Annotated in this window: 18 protein-coding genes and 2 riboswitches; of the genes, 9 read left to right on the top strand and 9 right to left on the bottom strand. The window is 71.6% G+C overall.

Going from position 1 to position 16,586, the window contains the following annotated elements; all coding sequences use genetic code 11:
* Positions 1-20 precede the first annotated feature (20 nt).
* Complete coding sequence (locus ABZX11_RS09145; RefSeq protein WP_354911294.1) at positions 21-977, bottom strand: BadF/BadG/BcrA/BcrD ATPase family protein; 957 nt, start codon at positions 975-977, stop codon at positions 21-23.
* Positions 974-2,020 carry an SIS domain-containing protein gene (locus tag ABZX11_RS09140; protein WP_176174498.1) on the bottom strand — a complete coding sequence of 349 codons (1,047 nt, stop codon included), beginning with the start codon at positions 2,018-2,020 and terminating at the stop codon, positions 974-976. Before ABZX11_RS09140 ends, ABZX11_RS09145 begins: the two co-directional genes overlap by 4 nt.
* A gap of 148 nt (positions 2,021-2,168) precedes the next feature.
* Here ABZX11_RS09140 and ABZX11_RS09135 point away from each other — a divergent pair, with 148 nt between their 5' ends.
* A complete protein-coding gene (locus ABZX11_RS09135; RefSeq protein WP_354911291.1) occupies positions 2,169-2,924 on the top strand; it encodes a GntR family transcriptional regulator in 756 nt (251 codons plus the stop codon).
* Between the two features lie 44 nt (positions 2,925-2,968).
* Positions 2,969-4,498 carry an MFS transporter gene (locus ABZX11_RS09130; protein WP_176174499.1) on the top strand — a complete coding sequence of 510 codons (1,530 nt, stop codon included), beginning with the start codon at positions 2,969-2,971 and terminating at the stop codon, positions 4,496-4,498.
* On the opposite strand, the gene ABZX11_RS09125 is transcribed toward ABZX11_RS09130, so the two are convergent.
* Complete coding sequence (locus tag ABZX11_RS09125; protein ID WP_354911288.1) at positions 4,495-5,445, bottom strand: threonine/serine dehydratase; 951 nt, start codon at positions 5,443-5,445, stop codon at positions 4,495-4,497. The two genes, ABZX11_RS09130 and ABZX11_RS09125, sit on opposite strands and share 4 nt — an antisense overlap.
* Before the next feature lie 147 nt (positions 5,446-5,592).
* On the opposite strand from ABZX11_RS09125, the gene ABZX11_RS09120 reads away from it, so the two are divergent.
* Positions 5,593-6,330, top strand: coding sequence for a hypothetical protein (locus ABZX11_RS09120; RefSeq protein WP_354911286.1), 738 nt, complete (start codon positions 5,593-5,595; stop codon positions 6,328-6,330).
* Position 6,331: 1 nt separating this feature from the next.
* Here ABZX11_RS09120 and thiE read toward each other — a convergent pair whose 3' ends face one another.
* On the bottom strand, positions 6,332-6,991 hold the full coding sequence (thiE, locus tag ABZX11_RS09115; RefSeq protein ID WP_354911283.1) for a thiamine phosphate synthase: 660 nt from the start codon (positions 6,989-6,991) through the stop codon (positions 6,332-6,334).
* Positions 6,992-7,102: 111 nt separating this feature from the next.
* Positions 7,103-7,208, top strand: a riboswitch (TPP riboswitch).
* Between thiE and thiO the strand changes: the two genes are divergently transcribed.
* From thiO to ABZX11_RS09095, 4 genes are all read left to right on the top strand, one after another.
* Entirely contained in the window at positions 7,202-8,275 is a 1,074-nt protein-coding gene (gene thiO, locus ABZX11_RS09110; protein ID WP_354911280.1) for a glycine oxidase ThiO, read from the top strand. Its footprint overlaps the riboswitch before it by 7 nt.
* Positions 8,275-8,475, top strand: coding sequence for a sulfur carrier protein ThiS (gene thiS, locus ABZX11_RS09105; RefSeq protein WP_176174504.1), 201 nt, complete (start codon positions 8,275-8,277; stop codon positions 8,473-8,475). Before thiO ends, thiS begins: the two co-directional genes overlap by 1 nt.
* Before the next feature lies 1 nt (position 8,476).
* The gene (locus tag ABZX11_RS09100) at positions 8,477-9,235 is read left to right on the top strand and encodes a thiazole synthase (RefSeq protein ID WP_354911276.1); all 759 of its coding nucleotides are present in this window, start codon (positions 8,477-8,479) and stop codon (positions 9,233-9,235) included.
* Positions 9,236-9,376: 141 nt separating this feature from the next.
* On the top strand, positions 9,377-9,805 hold the full coding sequence (locus ABZX11_RS09095) for a MarR family transcriptional regulator (protein WP_086846856.1): 429 nt from the start codon (positions 9,377-9,379) through the stop codon (positions 9,803-9,805).
* Here ABZX11_RS09095 and ABZX11_RS09090 read toward each other — a convergent pair.
* Both ABZX11_RS09090 and thiD (ABZX11_RS09085) read right to left on the bottom strand, forming a co-directional pair.
* A complete protein-coding gene (locus ABZX11_RS09090) occupies positions 9,802-10,608 on the bottom strand; it encodes an ion transporter (RefSeq protein ID WP_176174506.1) in 807 nt (268 codons plus the stop codon). The genes ABZX11_RS09095 and ABZX11_RS09090 overlap by 4 nt on opposite strands.
* A gap of 59 nt (positions 10,609-10,667) precedes the next feature.
* Complete coding sequence (gene thiD / locus ABZX11_RS09085; RefSeq protein ID WP_176174507.1) at positions 10,668-11,495, bottom strand: bifunctional hydroxymethylpyrimidine kinase/phosphomethylpyrimidine kinase; 828 nt, start codon at positions 11,493-11,495, stop codon at positions 10,668-10,670.
* A 105-nt stretch (positions 11,496-11,600) separates the two neighbouring features.
* Between thiD (ABZX11_RS09085) and ABZX11_RS09080 the strand changes: the two genes are divergently transcribed.
* A complete protein-coding gene (locus ABZX11_RS09080) occupies positions 11,601-12,611 on the top strand; it encodes a phosphatidylinositol-specific phospholipase C domain-containing protein (protein WP_354911273.1) in 1,011 nt (336 codons plus the stop codon).
* On the opposite strand, the gene ABZX11_RS09075 is transcribed toward ABZX11_RS09080, so the two are convergent.
* Positions 12,608-13,531: an NADP-dependent oxidoreductase gene (locus ABZX11_RS09075; RefSeq protein WP_354911270.1), complete on the bottom strand. Its 924-nt coding sequence runs from the start codon at positions 13,529-13,531 to the stop codon at positions 12,608-12,610. The two genes, ABZX11_RS09080 and ABZX11_RS09075, sit on opposite strands and share 4 nt — an antisense overlap.
* A gap of 91 nt (positions 13,532-13,622) precedes the next feature.
* Between ABZX11_RS09075 and ABZX11_RS09070 the strand changes: the two genes are divergently transcribed.
* The gene (locus tag ABZX11_RS09070; RefSeq protein ID WP_354911267.1) at positions 13,623-14,018 is read left to right on the top strand and encodes a helix-turn-helix domain-containing protein; all 396 of its coding nucleotides are present in this window, start codon (positions 13,623-13,625) and stop codon (positions 14,016-14,018) included.
* On the opposite strand, the gene thiD (ABZX11_RS09065) is transcribed toward ABZX11_RS09070, so the two are convergent.
* Positions 14,015-14,815, bottom strand: coding sequence for a bifunctional hydroxymethylpyrimidine kinase/phosphomethylpyrimidine kinase (gene thiD / locus ABZX11_RS09065; protein WP_354911265.1), 801 nt, complete (start codon positions 14,813-14,815; stop codon positions 14,015-14,017). The two genes, ABZX11_RS09070 and thiD (ABZX11_RS09065), sit on opposite strands and share 4 nt — an antisense overlap.
* Positions 14,812-16,449 (bottom strand): phosphomethylpyrimidine synthase ThiC, encoded by a 1,638-nt coding sequence (gene thiC / locus ABZX11_RS09060; protein WP_303246989.1) that lies wholly within the window; start codon positions 16,447-16,449, stop codon positions 14,812-14,814. Before thiC ends, thiD (ABZX11_RS09065) begins: the two co-directional genes overlap by 4 nt.
* Positions 16,443-16,564: riboswitch (TPP riboswitch) on the bottom strand. (Overlaps the previous gene by 7 nt.)
* Positions 16,565-16,586 lie beyond the last annotated feature (22 nt).

Here is a 16,586-nt window from a genome sequence, read left to right as displayed (position 1 = left end):
CCGCGTTTTGCTCGAGATCCTTACGCCGGGGGCCGCGGCGCACCCTCGCCGAAGGCGTCCACGGCGGCCAGCCAAGCCGCCCCGAGCACCCCATCGGAGCTGGTCAGCACGTCGAGCCCGGCCAACCGGCGGCGGACGAGCTCGCCGACCGGGCTCGCCCCGGTGAGCACCGAGCCGACGAGCACGACCGGGGTCGACTCGCCGGGCTCGCGGGCTGCGAGGGCGTTCTCGGCCAGGTGCCCGGCCGCGCGGGCGACGATCTCCCGGGCCGCCGGCTCGCCCGCGTCGTGCGCCGCGCTCACCAGCGGGGCGAACCGGGCGAGCCGGACGGGCGCCTCGGCGTTGGCCGCCGTGATCAGCGCGCGGGCGGCGGCCAGCCGCCCGGCTTCGTCCCGGATGTCCAAAACGGACAGTCCGAGGGCGGCCTCGAGCACCGCCGACGGCAGCCCGTCGAGCGGCTTCCCGCGGCCCAGTGCCTCCAAAGTGGAACGGACGGCTTCGCGGCCGAGCCAGAACGCGGACCCTTCGTCGCCGAGCAGCCAGCCGTAGCCGCCGGTCGTGCCGGCCAGCCGCCGCTCGCGGATCCGGCCGACGATCGAGCCGGTGCCGGCGACGACGACCGTCCCGTCCGGTGCCGGGGTCGCCGACGCGTACGCCACTTCGGCGTCGGCGACGGTCCGGACGGCACACGTGAGACCGATTCGCGTCCACGCCGCGTCGAACACCGCCGCCACGCCCGGGTCGCTCAGCTTGCTGACCCCGGCCATGCCGACGACGCACGCCCGCACGGCCCCGGGGTCGCGGGCGCCGAGCGCCGCGGTGATCGCGCCGGCGATCCGGCCCGCGGCGACCTCGGGCGCGTGCGCGTTCGGGTTGGCCCCTTCGCCACGCCCGGTGCCCAGCACCGCGCCGGTGGCGTCGACCAGCGCGGCCCTGGTCGACGTTCCGCCGGCGTCGACGCCGATCGCGAAGCTCACCTCGTCTTGGTCACCTTCAGCAGGCCGCGCGGGCTGTCCGGGTCGCCGCCGCGGGCCAGCGACAGGCCGAGCGCGATCCGCTGGATCGGCAGGATCTCCAGGATCGGCGCCAGCTCCTCGACGGTCTGCGGCACGTCGATGCGCAGCGCCGCCGGGGTCTCGGCCGACGCCGAACCGACCGCGACGACGTCCGCGCCGCGCTTGCCGACCGCGTCGATGACCTCGCGCATCGCGTCGGCGCCGTGCCCGGCGCTGGTCACCGCGAGGACGGCGGTCTGGTCGTCGACCGCCGCGACCGGGCCGTGGAGGAGGTCGGCGCCGCTGTACGCGCGCGCCGCGAGGTAGCTGGTCTCGGCGAGCTTGAGCGACGCCTCCAGCGCGGTCGCGTACGAGTAGCCGCGGGCGGTGGTGAGGACCCGGTTGACGAACCGGTACCGGTCGACCGCGCGCTGCACGCCCTCGGTGGCGCCGTCGAGGGTCTGCTGCGCCAGCTCGCCGATCTTCTCGGCGTCGGCCGCCTTGCCGCCGCGCACCGCGTCGATCAGCAGGTACAGCGCCATCAGCGTCGCGGAGTACGTCTTGGTGGCCGCGACGGCCTTCTCGACACCCGCGCCGATGTCGACGCCGAGCTCGGACGCCGCCCGCAGCGGGGAGTCCGGGGTGTTGGTGACGGACACCGTCAGCGCGCCCTGGCGGCGCGCCGTTTCGGTGACCTCGATCAGGTCGGGGGAGCCGCCGCTCTGGCTGACCGTGACGAAGAGCACGTCCCGCAGGTCGGGCCGCGCGCCGTACAGCGTGGCCGTGGACGGGGAAACCAGACCCGCCGGAAGGCCGAGGAGTACCTCGATCAGGTACTTCGCGTACAACGCTGCGTGGTCGCTCGATCCACGCGCCGCGAGCAACGCGAACCGCGGCGGCCGTTGTGAGATCTTTTCCGCCACTTCGGCGATTTCCGCCTGACGCGCCACCAGTCCGGCCAGGACGTCCGGCTGCTGGGCGATCTCCGCGGCCATGTGCGCGCCGGGCCGTTGTTCGGTCATCATTTTCCTCTCCACCTCCGGCATTATGTACCGGACTCAGGCGGCGTCGGTCAGGTCTAGACCAATGTTATAGGGGCGGCGCGTTTGGGGAAAAGGGTACGTTTCTTACGGGGACGTGGCGTGCGATGAGGGAAGACATAGGGAGCCGGGCATGTTGGAGACCACCACCACGGGCGAGGCGGGCGCCGTCGCCGGGATGCGCGGGCAGCGCGAGCCCAAATACTGGGCGTTGAAGCAGCACCTCCTCGATCTGCTGGACGTGCTGCCGCCGGGGTCGCCGATCCCGACCGAACGCGCGCTCGCCGGGGAGTTCACGGTCTCCCGCACCACCGTGCGCCAGGCGCTGGCCGACCTGACCGCCGAGGGCAGGCTGCACCGGGTGCAGGGCAAGGGCACCTTCGCCGCCGAGCCGAAGCTCGCCCAGCGGCTGCAGTTGTCCTCCTACACCGAGGACATGCGCAAGCAGGGCCTGAAGCCGTCGTCGAAACTGCTGGAAGTCGAGGAACTGCCGGTCGAGGGCGACCTCGCGAAGCTGCTCGGAATCCGGGCCGGCGCGAAAATCCTTCGTCTTCGACGGCTTCGACTGGCGGACTCGCAGCCGATGGCGCTGGAGACGACGCACCTTCCCCTCGGCCGTTTCCGCGGACTGCGCAAGCACGTCTCGGCCGGCGGTTCCTTGTACGCCGTTCTACGCGAGCACTACGGCGTCGAACTCGAACGCGCGGAAGAAACGATCGAGACGTCGCTGGCGGGGCCGCAGGAAGCCGAGATGCTCGGCGCGGACGTCGGCATGCCGGTGCTGATGCTGACCCGGCACTCGTTCGCCACGGACGGCAAGCCGGTCGAGTTCGCCCGCTCGGTCTACCGCGGCGACCGCTACAAGTTCGTGACGACGCTGCTGCCGTAGGCGCGCGGTTGACGGGGGTCCCCGGTCAAGGTGAAGTTGGCCGGGTGACTGCCACTGAAGACACCGGGATCCGGTGGGGTACCGGCGCCGCCCGCGGCGTGCTCGCGACCACCATCCTCGGCTCGGGCATGGCGATGCTCGACGGCACCATCGTCAACGTCGCCCTGCCCCGCATCGGCGCCGAGCTGAACGCCTCCGTGGCCGGGCTCCAGTGGATCCTCGACGGCTACCTGCTGGCGCTCGCCGCGCTGATCCTGGTCGCCGGTTCGCTCGGCGACCGGTACGGCAGGCGCCGGATGTACCTCGTCGGCGTCGTCTGGTTCGGCGTCGCGTCCGGGCTGTGCGCCGCGGCGCAGTCCACCGAGATGCTCGTCGCCATGCGGATCCTCCAGGGGATCGGCGGCGCGCTCCTGACGCCGGGCTCGCTGGCGATCCTCCAGTCCTCCTTCGCGCACGACGCCCGCGCCCGCGCGATCGGCGCCTGGTCCGGCCTCGGCGGCATCGCGGCCGCCGCCGGGCCGCTGCTCGGCGGCTTCCTCGTGCAGGTGTGGTCGTGGCGGCTGGCGTTCCTGATCAACGTGCCGATCGCGCTTGCCGTGGTGCTGATGGCCCGCAGGTTCGTCCCCGAATCCCGTGACCCGGACGCCACCGGGCACCCGGACTTCGGCGCCGCCGCGCTCGGCGCCCTCGGCTTGGCCGGGATCACCGGCGCGCTGGTGGAAGCGCCCGCCCGCGGCATCGGCGACCCGATCGTGCTGGTCGCGGGCCTGCTGGGGATCGCGGGGCTGACCGCGTTCGTCGTCGTCCAGCACCGCTCGCACGAGCCGCTGGTGCCGCCGTCGCTGTTCCGCGACCGCACGTTCACCCTCTCGAACGCGCTGACCTTCGTCGTCTACGCCGCACTCGGCGGCGTGATGATGCTGCTGGTCATGCAGCTGCAGGTGTCGCTCGGCTACTCGCCGACCGCGTCCGGGCTGGCCGGGCTGCCGCTGACGGTGATCATGCTGCTGCTCTCCGGCCGCTCCGGCGCGCTCGCGCAGCGCATCGGCCCGCGTGCGCAGCTGGTGATCGGGCCGATCGTCGTCGGCATCGGGATGCTGCTGATGCTGCGTATCGCGCCCGGCGCGTCCTACCTCGGCACGGTGCTGCCCGCGGTGGTCGTGTTCGGGCTCGGCCTGGCGACCGTGGTGGCCCCGGTGACGGCGACGGTGCTCGCCGCCGCGCCGGACCGCTACGCCGGCGTGGCGTCCGGCGTCAACAACGCCATCGCCCGCTCGGGCGGCCTGCTGGCGGTGGCGGTGCTGCCCGCCGCGGCCGGGCTGACCGGCGAGGCGTACGCGGACCCCGTGGCGCTGACGGCGGGCTGGCGGACGGCGCTGGTCATCTGCGCGGCACTGGCGATCGCCGGCGGCCTGATCGCGCTGGGCATCCACAACGGCGTCCTCGCGCCACCGCCGGCCGAGCAGGCCGAACCGGACGACGAGTGCCCCCACCTCGGCGAGTGCTACCACTGCGGTGTCGAGGGCCCGCCGACGCACATCCGCGGCGGCGGGACCCCGGTCGCCGGTTCCTAGCCGGCGAGGATCTCGGCGAACAGCGCCGGGTCGGCGTTGCCGCCCGAGACGAGCGCGACCGTCTTCCCGGACGGCAGCTCCTCGGCGTGGAACAGGTACGCCGCCGTCGTCACCGCGCCGCTGGGCTCGGCGACCAGCCGGGCCTTGCGGGCGAGGACGCGGACGGCTTCGCGGATCTCGTCTTCGGAGACCGTGACCATCTGGTCCACGACTTTCCGCAGGTGGGCGAAGGTCAGCTCGGACGGCTGGGAACGCAGGCCGTCGGCGATCGTGCGGGCGCGGTCGGCCTGCGGCCACCGGACCAGCTCGCCCCGCTGGAGGCTGTCGGCGGCGTCCCCGGCCAGCGCGGGCTCGACGCCGATCACGCGGGCCCGCGGGCAGCGGGCCCGGATCGCGGTGCCGACGCCGGCCGCCAGCCCGCCGCCGCTGACCGGCACCAGGACGACGTCGACGTCCGGCAGGTCCTCGGCGATCTCCAGACCCGCCGTGCCCTGCCCGGCGATGATGGCCGCGTCGTCGAACGGCGGGACCAGGGTCAGCCCGCGTTCGGCGGCCAGTTCGCGCGCTTTGCCCTCGTGTTCGCCGATCGGAACCTCGATCACCTCGGCGCCGTACGACAGGGTGGCCTCGACCTTGATCCGCGGCGTGACGTCGGGCACGACGATCACCGCGGGCACGCCGTACCGCTGCGCCGCGTACGCGACTGCCTGCGCGTGGTTGCCGCTGGAGTAGGCGATCACGCCGCGGGCACGGGCCGCGTCGTCGAGGCCCGCGATGGCGTTGAACGCGCCCCGCACCTTGAACGCCCCGACCGGTTGCAGGTTTTCGGGTTTGAGCCACAGGGTTCCGCGGGGATCCCAGGTCTGGAGCAGCAGGGGTGTGCGTACGGCGACATCCGCGACGCGCTTCGCGGCGGCCTCGATGTCAGAGATCGTCACCAGTTCCATGTGCCGAGTATGTCAAGAAAACGTTCGGTTCGGAGTGTCTATTATGGACAGACGGAGTGGTCCTCCTCACGCCGTGGCAACGCGGGGAGTGCCTCACGCGCCTGAAACGTTGGACAGGGGAGAACACGGACTACCTGAATCGGGATCATGACCAAGGAGAAAGAAGCGGCTTCCGAGGAGAAGGAAGAGAAGAAGGGCCTGCGGCTCGCACAGGTGCTGGCGGCGGCGCTGGCGGCGGTGACAGCGGCGCTGCTCGGTTCGACGCTGGGTGTCGCGGGCACGGTGATCGGGGCCGGCGTGGCGAGCGTGGTGTCGACGGTCGGCAGCGAGCTGTACCTGCGCTCGCTGGAGCGCACCCGCGAGGCGGCGCTGCGGGCGCGCCAGCTGGCGACGTCGGGGATCCGGCGGCGCGGGCAGGCGGAGGCGCCGGCGGAGGCACCTGCGGAGGTGCCGATCACCGACCAGCCGACCGTCCGGCTGGCGAAGCCCGAGCCGTCGCGGCTGCGCAAGCTGCGCTGGCCGTTGATCATCGGCACCAGCCTGGCGGCGTTCGCGGTGGCGATCCTGTCGATCGTCGGCTTCGAGTCGGCCACCGGCACCCAGATCGGCGGCGGAACGGGTTCGAGCATCGGCAGGATCCTCGGCGGCACCGGCGGCCACCAGGGCAAGACGCCGTCGACCACCCCGCCGACCAGCACGGACGACACGCAGGTGTCCCCGACGGAGACGACCACGACGCCGACCTCGACCGCGCCGGCGACGTCGTCCGAGACCCCGACGACCACCCCGAGCACGACGACGGAACAGCCGTCGACCGAGGTCCCGTCGACCACTGCGACCCCGCCGACCAGCAAGGGCGCCGCCGCGACGACACCGACGCCGTGACTCAGGCCAGGCGCGCCCGCAGCTCGCGGGCGGCCGCCTCCGGGTCCTCGGCTTCGGTGATCGCCCGGACCACCACGATCCGCGACGCCCCGGCCTCCAGCACCGACGGCAGCCGGTCGCCGTCGATGCCGCCGATGGCGAACCACGGCCGGTCCGGGGCCCACGCCGCCGTGTCGCGGACCAGGTCGAGGCCGGGCGCGGGGCGGCCCGGCTTCGTCGGCGTCGGCCAGCACGGGCCCGTGCAGAAGTAGTCGACGCCCGGCTCCGCGGCCGCGGAGAGGGCCTGGTCCAGCGAGTGCGTCGAGCGGCCGATCACCACGTCGTCGCCGAGGATCCGGCGGGCCAGCGGCACCGGGATGTCGTCCTGGCCCAGGTGGAGCACGTCGGCGCCGACGGCCAAGGCCACGTCGGCGCGGTCGTTCACCGACAGCAGCGCGCCGTGCCGGGCGCACGCCTCCGCCAGCACCTCCAGCGCCGCGATCTCGCCGGCCGCCTCCAGCGCACCGGTCTTGTCGCGCAGCTGGATGATGTCGACCCCGCCGGCCAGGGCCGCATCGGCGAAGGCGGCCAGGTCGCCGCGGGTCGTGCGGGCGTCCGTGCAGAGGTACAGGCGCGCCGAGTCGAGGCGGGCGCGGATCTTGTCACCGGAGAGGGCGGGCATAGCGGCGACCGTACCCCGCGCCGACCGAAGCAGGCGTCGCGCGCCCGTTGCCACGAAAGCCATCCGGCCGCGCCCGCGGTTGGATTATCGACGAACGGCGCAGTAGGGTGAAGGTGTCCGCACGGGAGCCCGAGGCACGGGCTGAGAGGGAGCTGCCGCTCCGACCGTGGAACCTGATCCGGGTCATGCCGGCGCAGGGAGCGTGATTCCATGACGAACCTGGCAGTGGTGGGCGGCGGCGTGATCGGCCTCGCCGCCGCGTGGCGCGCCGCGCGCACCGGCCGCAGCGTCACCCTCCACGACCCCGAACCCGCCCACGGCGGCGCGTCCTGGCTGGCCGGGGGCATGCTCGCCCCGGTCACCGAGGCCTGGCCGGGCGAGGAGGACGTCCTCCGCCTCGGCGAAGAGTCGCTCGAACGCTGGCCCGGCTTCGCCCGTGACCTCGCCGGAGAGGGCTTCGACCCCGGCTTGGCCGCGCACGGCACGCTCGTCGTCGCCTTCGACAGCGCCGACGCCGGTCACCTGGACATCCTGGCCGGTCACCTGCACGGGCTCGGCCGCGCGGCGGAGCGGCTCACCGGCCGGGAGGCCAAGCGGCTCGAGCCCGGTCTCGGATCCGTCCGAAGTGGACTCCACGTGCCCGGTGACCTGGCCGTGGACAACCGGAAACTCCTCGACGCCCTCTACGCCGCCTGCGTCGAACACCGAGTCCGGTTCGTCCGGGAGCGCGTCGAAGAGCTCCCGGACGCCGAAGCCGTCGTGCTCGCCGCGGGCGCCTGGACCGGGCGGCTGCACCCGCTGCTCGCCGACGCCGTCCGCCCGCTCAAGGGCGAAATCCTGCGGCTCAAGCCCCGTCGCGGCTGCCTGCCGCCGCCAACGCACACCGTCCGGGCCGTCGTCGAAGGCCGCCCGATCTACCTCGTCCCGCGCGGTGACGCCGAGCTCGTCCTCGGCGCCACCCAGTACGAGGCCGGGTTCGACCGGGCCGTCACCGCCCGCGGCGTGCGCGAGCTGCTCGAAGGCGCCGAGCGCGTCTTCCCCGCGATCACCGAGTACGAGCTGACCGAGACCGCCGCCGGCCTGCGGGCAGGCAGCCGGGACGCGCTGCCGTACCTCGGTGCCTTGGACGGCCGGGTGTTCGCCGCGACCGGGCACCACCGCAACGGCCTGCTGATGGCCCCGGTGACCGCGGACGCCGTGGTCGCCTGGCTCGACGGGGACGAGCCGCCGGAGGGCACGGCGGCCGCGTCCCCCGCCCGCCTGCACCAGAAGGAGCACGTGTGATGGAGATCAAGCTCAACGGCGAGTGGACGGAGTTCCCGGACGGCGCCACCGTCGCCGACGTCCTCGACCGCACCGGCGGCGCACGGCCGGGCATCGCCGTCGCGGTCGACGGCGTGGTCGTCCGCCGCGCCGACTGGGCGGCCACGGCCGTGCCCAAGGGGGCGGTCCTCGACGTGCTCACCGCGGTCCAGGGAGGCTGAAATGGACGTGGAACCGCTGGTCATCGGCACGACCAAGCTGACGTCCCGGCTGATCATCGGCACCGGCGGCGCGGCCAACCTCGCCGTGCTGGAACGTGCGCTGGTGGCGTCCGGCACCGAGCTGACCACGGTCGCCATGCGCCGCGCCGACGCCGAAGGCGGCTCGGGCGTCCTCGAGCTCCTCAAGCGGCTCGGCATCGAGCTGCTGCCGAACACCGCGGGCTGCCGCACGGCCGCCGAGGCCGTGCTCACCGCCCAGCTCGCGCGCGAGGCGCTGGAAACCGACCTGGTCAAGCTCGAGGTGCACGCCGACGACCGGACGCTGCTGCCGGACCCGATCGAGACCCTCGACGCCGCCGAACGCCTGGTCGCCGACGGGTTCACCGTGTTCGTCTACACGAACGACGACCCGGTGCTCGCGCTGCGGCTGGAGGAGGCGGGTTGCGCCGCGGTGATGCCGCTGGGCGCGCCGATCGGCACCGGCCTCGGGATCCGGAATCCGCACAACATCGAGCTGATCGTGTCGCGGGCGGGCGTCCCGGTGATCCTGGACGCCGGAATCGGCACGGCCTCGGACGCGACACTGGCGATGGAGCTCGGCTGCGACGCCGTCCTGCTGTCCACGGCGGTCACCCGGGCGGCCGATCCGGAGCGGATGGCCGCGGCGATGCGCGCCGGTGTCGTCGCCGGCCGGCTGGCCCGCGAGGCCGGCCGGGTGCCGCAGCGCTTCTGGGCGCAAGCGTCGAGTCCACCTCGGTGAACCACTGCTGCTTTGGGGGGCTCCGGGTGGCGAAGCCCCGGTATAACACGGCGCCTTAACGCGGAGCGTGACCTGGAACCCGTAAGGTGGACGGCACTTTCCGGCGCACCCGCGGCGGGGCGAGGGCAGAAGGAGCCAGCCGTGACGAGCACATCGGTCCAGGACGTCTCGGGCAGGTTGTACCTCGCCGTGGGCAGGCTGTCCCGGTCACTGCGCCAGGCCGGCGTGCCGGGCCCGGGCCACGGCGCGATCTCGGCGCTGGCGACGCTGGTGCACGCGGGCCAGCTGCGCCTCGGTGACCTCGCGGCCAAGGAGGGCGTGGCCGCGGCCACGATGTCGCGGATCATCGCGTCCCTGGTCGAAGCGGGGTACGTCAGCCGTGAGTCCGACCCGGTCGATCGCCGCGCCTGGCTGGCGAAAGCGACCGAAGAGGGCGAGCGGCTGGTGTCGGGCGTCCGGTCGACGCGGGTCCAGGAACTCAACCGCCGCCTCGACCGGCTCTCGCCGGACCACCGGGAAGCGCTGCTGGCGGCCCTGCCGGCGCTCGAAGCCCTGATCGCGGACGACTAAGCCGCTTTCTCCTGCCGCAGTTCGGCCAGCTCCGCGCGCAGGGCGCGGAGCTCGTCGAGGATCTCCTGGTTCGCCGCGGCCTGCGCTTCGGCCTGCTTCGCCTCCTCTTCGCGGATGTCTTGGCGCAGCTCGTCCTCCATGCCGCTGACCACGACGGCGATGAACAGGTTCAGCACCGCGAAGCTGGACACCAGGATGTAGACGACGAAGAAGATCCAGGCCAGCGGCGCCTGTTCCATGATGGTCTTCGCGATGTCCGGCCACGCTTCGCCGGTCATCACCTGGAACAGGGTGAACAGCGAAGTGCCGAGGTCGCCGAAGTCGCCGGGGTCGATCGCGCCGAACAGCTTCGTCGCCATCACCCCGGCCACGAAGATGATCAGCGCGAGCAGCGCGGCGATCGACGCCATGCCGGGGATCGCCGCGAGCAGCCCGGAGACGACCTTGCGCATCGACGGCACGACCGAGATCAGCCGCAGCACCCGGAGCACGCGCAGCGACCGCAGCACGGCGAACGGGCCGGTCGCCGGGATCACCGCGATGCCGACCACCAGCAGGTCGAAGACGTTCCAGTTGTCGCGGAAGAAGCTGCCGCGGTAGGCGTAGAACTTGGCCAGCAGCTCCGCGACGAAGATGCCCAGTGCGATGTGGTCGAGGGCGTGCAGCAGGCCGCCGTAGCCGTCCATGAGCGACGTCGACGTCTCCATGCCGAGGGTGACGGCGTTGAAGACGATCACCGCGATGATGAAGTTCTGGAAGCGGCGGCCCTCGAGGACCTTCGCCACCCGCTCGCGTCCGGTCAAGGCCGCCCCTCGCGTTGGTCAAGGATCAGTAAACGCAGGGATGGTAGCCGGACGCGTACTCAGCGCTCCTCGGGAGCCAGTCGCCAGAAGGCAGAGACCGGGCCGACCTTCGCGCCCATCGGGTACGCGTGCTCGACCGCGTGCGAGACGAACCACTTGCCGTAGCGCGCGGCTTCGACCACGGACATGCCCTTGGCCAGGCCCGCCGTGAGCGCCGAGGCCATCGTGTCGCCCGCGCCGTGCGTGTGCGGCGTCGAATAGCGCCTGCCCGGCAGCTCCACGAACGTCGAGCCGTCGAAGAGCAGGTCCACGCACTCCGGGTCGGCCTGCAGGTGGCCGCTCTTGACCAGGACGTACCGCGGGCCCATCCGGTGCAGCACCACCGCCGCGGTGTGCATGCCTTCGCGGTCGGTCACGGTCATCCCGGTGAGCAGCCGGACCTCGTCGAGGTTCGGCGTCAGCACGGTCGCGCGCGGGAGCAGCTCGTCGCGCAGGGCGTGGAGCCCGGCCTCGTCGAACAGCGGGTGGCCGTGCATCGACGCCGCCACCGGGTCGACGACGAACGGGATCTTCTCGTCCCGCCCGATTCCGGCCTTGTCGCACGCCGCCGCGACGGCGTGGATGATCTCGGCCGAGGCCAGCATGCCGGTCTTCGCCGCGCCGACGCCCATGTCCGCCGCCACCGCCTCGATCTGCCCGGCCACGATGTGCGGCGGCAGGTCGGCGCGGTCGTGCACGCCCAGGGTGTTCTGCACGGTGACGGCGGTGACCGCGACCAGGCCGTGCACGCCGCAGGTCAGGAACGTGCGCAGGTCCGCCTGGAGCCCGGCGGCGCCGCCGGAGTCCGACCCGGCGATCGTCAACGCGGTCGGAAGGCTCGTCGTCATGGTGGTTTCCCGACTTCTGGTCTAGGCCAATCAGCCTCTTTTGCTTCATCAACAGTCAACCACGGTGGGACATTGTGAACGTTACTCACGTTCGAAGGAGCCTGGATGAAGCTCTTCTCGGTGGTACTCCTCGCGGCGGCGCTGACCCTCTCCGGGGCGACCGCGGCCAACGCCGACAGTCCCAAGCTGTCCCACGTCACGACCGTCGGCGTGCACAACACCTACGACCCGGCGGCCTACGGCTACCTGGCCCAGGCGCTCGACGCCGGCTCGTCGCTGATCGAGCTGGACGTCTGGCCGGACTTCTTCACCCACGAGTGGAAGGTCAGCCACTCGAACCCGCTGGGGAACAACAACAACTGCGTCGCGGCGACTTCGGCGGCGCAGCTGTACTCGGGCGGGAAGAACAAGAACCTGGAGTACTGCCTCGACGACATCCGGATCTGGCTGGCCGCCCACCCGGGGCACACGCCGATCACGCTCAAGCTGGAGATGAAGACCGGCTTCTCGGACAACACCGGCATGGGCCCGGACGAGCTGGACGCCACGTTCCGCTCGCACCTCGGCAGCGTCGCCTTCCGCCCGGCCGAGCTGCTCGGTGGGTACGCGACGCTCGACGACGCGGCCAAGGCGGACAACTGGCCGTCGGTGGACGCGTTGCGGGGCCGGGTGATCACCGAGATCATCCCGGGCACGGTCGAAGAGGGAAACCCGACCGACACGCTTCACACGGATGTCGAATACGCGCGTTATCTGGTCGGCCTCAAGAACGCGGGCAAGCTCGGCGACGCGAACATCTTCCCGACCGTGCACGGCGCGGCCGGCGGTGACCCGCGGGACAAGTACACCGCCGACCTCAAGCCGTGGTTCGTGGTGTTCGACGGCGACGCGAACGCGTGGGTGACGCAGACCGGGCCGTGGTGGTACGACGCCAACCACTACTACGTGGTGATGACCGACGGGCAGAACGTCGCGCCGGCCATCGACGCCCACAACCCGACGGTCGACCAGGCCAACCAGCGCGTCGCCGACCTGGCGAAGCAGCACGCGTCGGTGGTCACCGCGGACTGGACCGGGCTCACGACGGTGCTGCCCCAGGTGCTCGCGCGCGGTTAGACGGTCAGCACGAGCTTGCCGGACACCCGGCCGGATTCGCCCAGCTCGTGCGCCTCGGCGGCGGCTTCCAGCGGGAACGTCCGTTCGACGTGGACCTTCAGCTGACCGGCCTCGATCAGTTCGACGAGGCCGGTCAGCCCGCCGCGGTCGGGTTCGACGAGGATCCGTTTCGTCCGCACTTTCCTTTCCGCGGCGGCCTTTTCCACGCGGTCACCGACCCCGCTGGGCACGCCGATCAGGAGGCCGCCCTCCGTGATCGCGGGCAGCCAGCGCAGGTCGCTCTCCTCGCCGACGAGTCCGAAGTAGACGTCCACATCGGACGTGGTCGCGTTTTCGTCGTGGTAGTCGATCGGCTCGTCGACGCCGAGTTCGCGCAGGAAGTCGTGCTTCTTCGCGCTGGCGGTGCCGATGACGTGCGCCCCGCGCGCCTTGGCGATCTGCACGGCGAGGTGCCCGACCCCGCCCGCGGCGGCGTCGACGAACACCCGCTGTCCCTTGTGGACACCGGCGACGTCGATCAGGCCCTGCCAGGCGGTCAGCCCGGCCAGCGGCAGCGCGGCGGCCTCGGCGAACGACAGCCCGGCCGGCTTGCGCACGAAGTGCCGCGAAGGCGCGGTGACGTACTCGGCGTAGGCGCTGGCCGGCCGCGGGAACCACGGCATGCCGAGTACCTCGTCGCCCTCCTGGACGCCGGTCGCGCCGAAGCCGGCCTGTTCCACGACGCCGGCCACGTCCCAGCCGACGGTGAACGGCGGCTCGCCGAGGAACCCACCGCCCCGCCGCACCTTCCAGTCGACGGGGTTGATCCCGGCGGCCTTCACCCGCACCAGGACCTCGGTCGGCCCGGGTTCGGGGCGCGGTGCCTCGGTGACGCGGAGCACCTCCGGCCCGCCGAGTGCCTGCTGGGTCACGATGCGCATCGGTCTTTCTCCTTCTGTTCGGGTGCACCCCCATCCTCGGGTCCTTGGTCACTTTTCGCCAGAAGGCACTAGTTGGTACAGTAGGTACCTGATGGATACCACCTGTGACCAGGGCGGACCCTGGGACGTGTACCTCCGCAACTGCCCGTGCCGGGACGTGCTGGACCTGCTGGCCAACAAGTGGACGGCGTTGGTCCTGGGCGCACTGGCCCGCGGCCCGCACCGCTTCGGCGAGCTGCGCCGCGCGGTGGACGGAATCAGCCAGAAGATGCTGACCCAGAACCTCCGCCAGCTGGAGCGCGACGGCTTCGTGACGAGGACGGTGTACCCGACAACGCCGCCGACGGTGGAGTACGCACTGACGGAGATGGGCGCGGAGGTCGGGGCGCACCTGATCGCGCTGAGCAACTGGTCACAGGCGAACTTCGGGCGGATCCGCACGGCCCGCGAGGAGTACGACGGCCGGGAGCTGCAGCCGGTCCGTTAGTTCTTGTCCAGCACCCAGAACGGCGAGACCGGGCCCACACCAGCGCCCAGCGGGTAAGCCTCCGCGACGCAGCGTTCGATGAACTTCTTGCCCGCCGCCACCGCGTCCGGCACCGAGGCGCCCTTCGCGAGTGACGCCGTGATCGCCGACGCCAAGGTGTCGCCGCCGCCGTGGGTGTTGTCCGTCTCGTACCGCGGGCCGCTCAGCGCGATGTACTCGTGGCCGTCCGTCAGCAGGTCCACGCACTCGGCGGTGCCCTGCATGTGGCCGCCCTTGACCAGGACCCACTGGGAACCGAACTCCAGCAGGGCCTCGGCCGCGGCTCGCTGGGAAGCCGCGTCGACCACCGAAACGCCCGTCAGCAACCGGACTTCGTCCAGGTTCGGCGTGATCAGCGTCGCGCGGGGGAACAGCTCCGTGCGGATCGCCTCCAGGGCGTCCTCGCGCAGCAGCGGATCACCCGTCATCGAGGCCGCGACCGGGTCGACCACGAACGGGCCGACCTCGACCTCGTCGAGGGTCTTCGCCACCGCGCGGATGATTTCGGCGGACGCCAGCATGCCCGTCTTGGCCGCGTCGACGCCCATGTCCGAGGCCACCGCCTTGATCTGCGCCGAGACCACGTCCGCCGGGATCTCGGTGAAACCCTGCACGCCCAGCGAGTTCTGCACGGTGACCGCGGTCAGCGCGACCAGCCCGTGCACCCCGTGCGCGAAGAACGTCCTGAGATCCGCCTGGACGCCCGCACCACCGCCGGAATCCGAGCCGGCGATGGTGAGGGCGGTCCTCGGTGTCACGGCTGCACCACCGGCAGGTAGACCTGCCCGCCGGACTCGGTGAACTCGGCCGACTTCGACGCCATACCGGCCTCGATGGCCTCCACTGTGGACAGGCCGTGCTCCTCGGCGTACTTGCGGACGTCCTGCGTGATCCGCATCGAGCAGAACTTCGGGCCGCACATCGAGCAGAAGTGCGCGGTCTTGGCCGGCTCGGCGGGCAGCGTCTCGTCGTGGAACGAACGCGCGGTGTCCGGGTCGAGCGACAGGTTGAACTGGTCGTTCCAGCGGAACTCGAAGCGCGCCTTCGACAGCTCGTCGTCCCACTCCTGCGCGTACTTGTGCCCCTTGGCTAGGTCCGCCGCGTGCGCCGCGATCTTGTACGTGATCACGCCGGTCTTCACGTCGTCGCGGTTGGGCAGGCCGAGGTGCTCCTTCGGCGTCACGTAACACAGCATCGCCGTGCCGTACCAGCCGATCTGGGCCGCGCCGATGGCCGACGTGATGTGGTCGTAGGCCGGGGCGATGTCCGTCGCGAGTGGACCGAGGGTGTAGAACGGGGCTTCGCCGCAGAGCTTTTCCTCGAGCTCCACGTTCTCCTTGATCTTGTGCATCGGCACGTGGCCGGGGCCTTCGATCATCACCTGGACGTCGTGCGAACGCGCGATGTGCGTCAGCTCGCCCAGGGTCTCCAGCTCGGCGAACTGGGCGCGGTCGTTGGCGTCGGCGATCGAACCCGGGCGCAGGCCGTCGCCGAGGGAGAACGTGACGTCGTACTGCCGGAGGATCTCGCAGAGCTCCTCGAAGTGCGTGTACAAAAAGGACTCTTGGTGGTGCGCGAGGCACCACGCGGCCATGATCGACCCGCCGCGGCTGACGATCCCGGTGACGCGCCGCGCGGTCAGCGGGATGTACCGCAGCAGCACGCCGGCGTGCACGGTGACGTAGTCGACACCCTGTTCGCACTGCTCGACGATCGTGTCGCGGTACACCTCCCACGACAGCTTTTCCGGCTCCCCGTTGACCTTTTCCAGCGCCTGGTAGATCGGCACGGTGCCGACCGGCACCGGCGAGTTGCGGATGATCCACTCCCGCGTCTCGTGGATCCGCTTGCCGGTCGAGAGGTCCATGATCGTGTCGGCGCCCCAGCGGGTCGCCCACACCATCTTGTCGACCTCTTCCTCGACCGACGACCAGACGGCCGAGTTGCCCATGTTGGCGTTGATCTTCACCAGGAAGTTCTTCCCGATGATCATCGGCTCGGACTCGGGGTGCCTGCGGTTGACCGGGATCACCGCGCGGCCGCGGGCGACCTCGTCGCGGACGAACTCGGGCGAAACCCGTTCGCGCGCCGCGACGTACTCCATTTCGCGGGTGATGACGCCCTGCTTGGCCCAGCCGAGCTGCGTGTTGTGCTCGCGCCCGTCGGCCCAGCCGGCCCGTAGCCGGTGCAGTCCACTGTGGACGTCGATCGAAGCTTCGGGATCGGTGTACGGGCCCGAAGTGTCGTAGACGTCGAAGTGTTCACCGTTGGACAGATCGATCCGGCGGGCCGGAACCCGCAGCCCGGATTCGGTCTGGTGGTACACCTTGCGCGAGCCGGTGATCGGCCCGGTCGTCACCGAAACGGCAGCAGAATTCTCCAGCGTCGTCAACGACTTTCACTCCCTACGCCGGCATTACCCGGTCAGGTTCATGCGGTCGGTGACGCCTGCGAAACGCAAGTCACCCTCTCAGCCCGCCATGGCGCGAGCTCCCGCGTTGGTGTTGTGCCACCGACCATGCCACGCTG

This window comes from Amycolatopsis sp. NPDC004169 (assembly GCF_040610315.1).
Taxonomy (GTDB): Bacteria; Actinomycetota; Actinomycetes; order Mycobacteriales; family Pseudonocardiaceae; genus Amycolatopsis.
This window is presented reverse-complemented; position numbering and strand designations above follow the sequence as displayed.

Coding starts and splice junctions, on each gene's coding strand:
- ABZX11_RS09140 (WP_176174498.1), bottom strand. CDS start 2,020: ATGATGACCGAACAACGGCCCGGCGCGCACATGGCCGCGGAGATCGCC.
- ABZX11_RS09135 (WP_354911291.1), top strand. CDS start 2,169: ATGTTGGAGACCACCACCACGGGCGAGGCGGGCGCCGTCGCCGGGATG.
- ABZX11_RS09125 (WP_354911288.1), bottom strand. CDS start 5,445: ATGGAACTGGTGACGATCTCTGACATCGAGGCCGCCGCGAAGCGCGTC.
- ABZX11_RS09120 (WP_354911286.1), top strand. CDS start 5,593: ATGACCAAGGAGAAAGAAGCGGCTTCCGAGGAGAAGGAAGAGAAGAAG.
- thiE (WP_354911283.1), bottom strand. CDS start 6,991: ATGCCCGCCCTCTCCGGTGACAAGATCCGCGCCCGCCTCGACTCGGCG.
- thiO (WP_354911280.1), top strand. CDS start 7,202: ATGACGAACCTGGCAGTGGTGGGCGGCGGCGTGATCGGCCTCGCCGCC.
- thiS (WP_176174504.1), top strand. CDS start 8,275: ATGGAGATCAAGCTCAACGGCGAGTGGACGGAGTTCCCGGACGGCGCC.
- ABZX11_RS09100 (WP_354911276.1), top strand. CDS start 8,477: ATGGACGTGGAACCGCTGGTCATCGGCACGACCAAGCTGACGTCCCGG.
- thiD (WP_176174507.1), bottom strand. CDS start 11,495: ATGACGACGAGCCTTCCGACCGCGTTGACGATCGCCGGGTCGGACTCC.
- ABZX11_RS09080 (WP_354911273.1), top strand. CDS start 11,601: ATGAAGCTCTTCTCGGTGGTACTCCTCGCGGCGGCGCTGACCCTCTCC.
- ABZX11_RS09075 (WP_354911270.1), bottom strand. CDS start 13,531: ATGCGCATCGTGACCCAGCAGGCACTCGGCGGGCCGGAGGTGCTCCGC.
- ABZX11_RS09070 (WP_354911267.1), top strand. CDS start 13,623: ATGGATACCACCTGTGACCAGGGCGGACCCTGGGACGTGTACCTCCGC.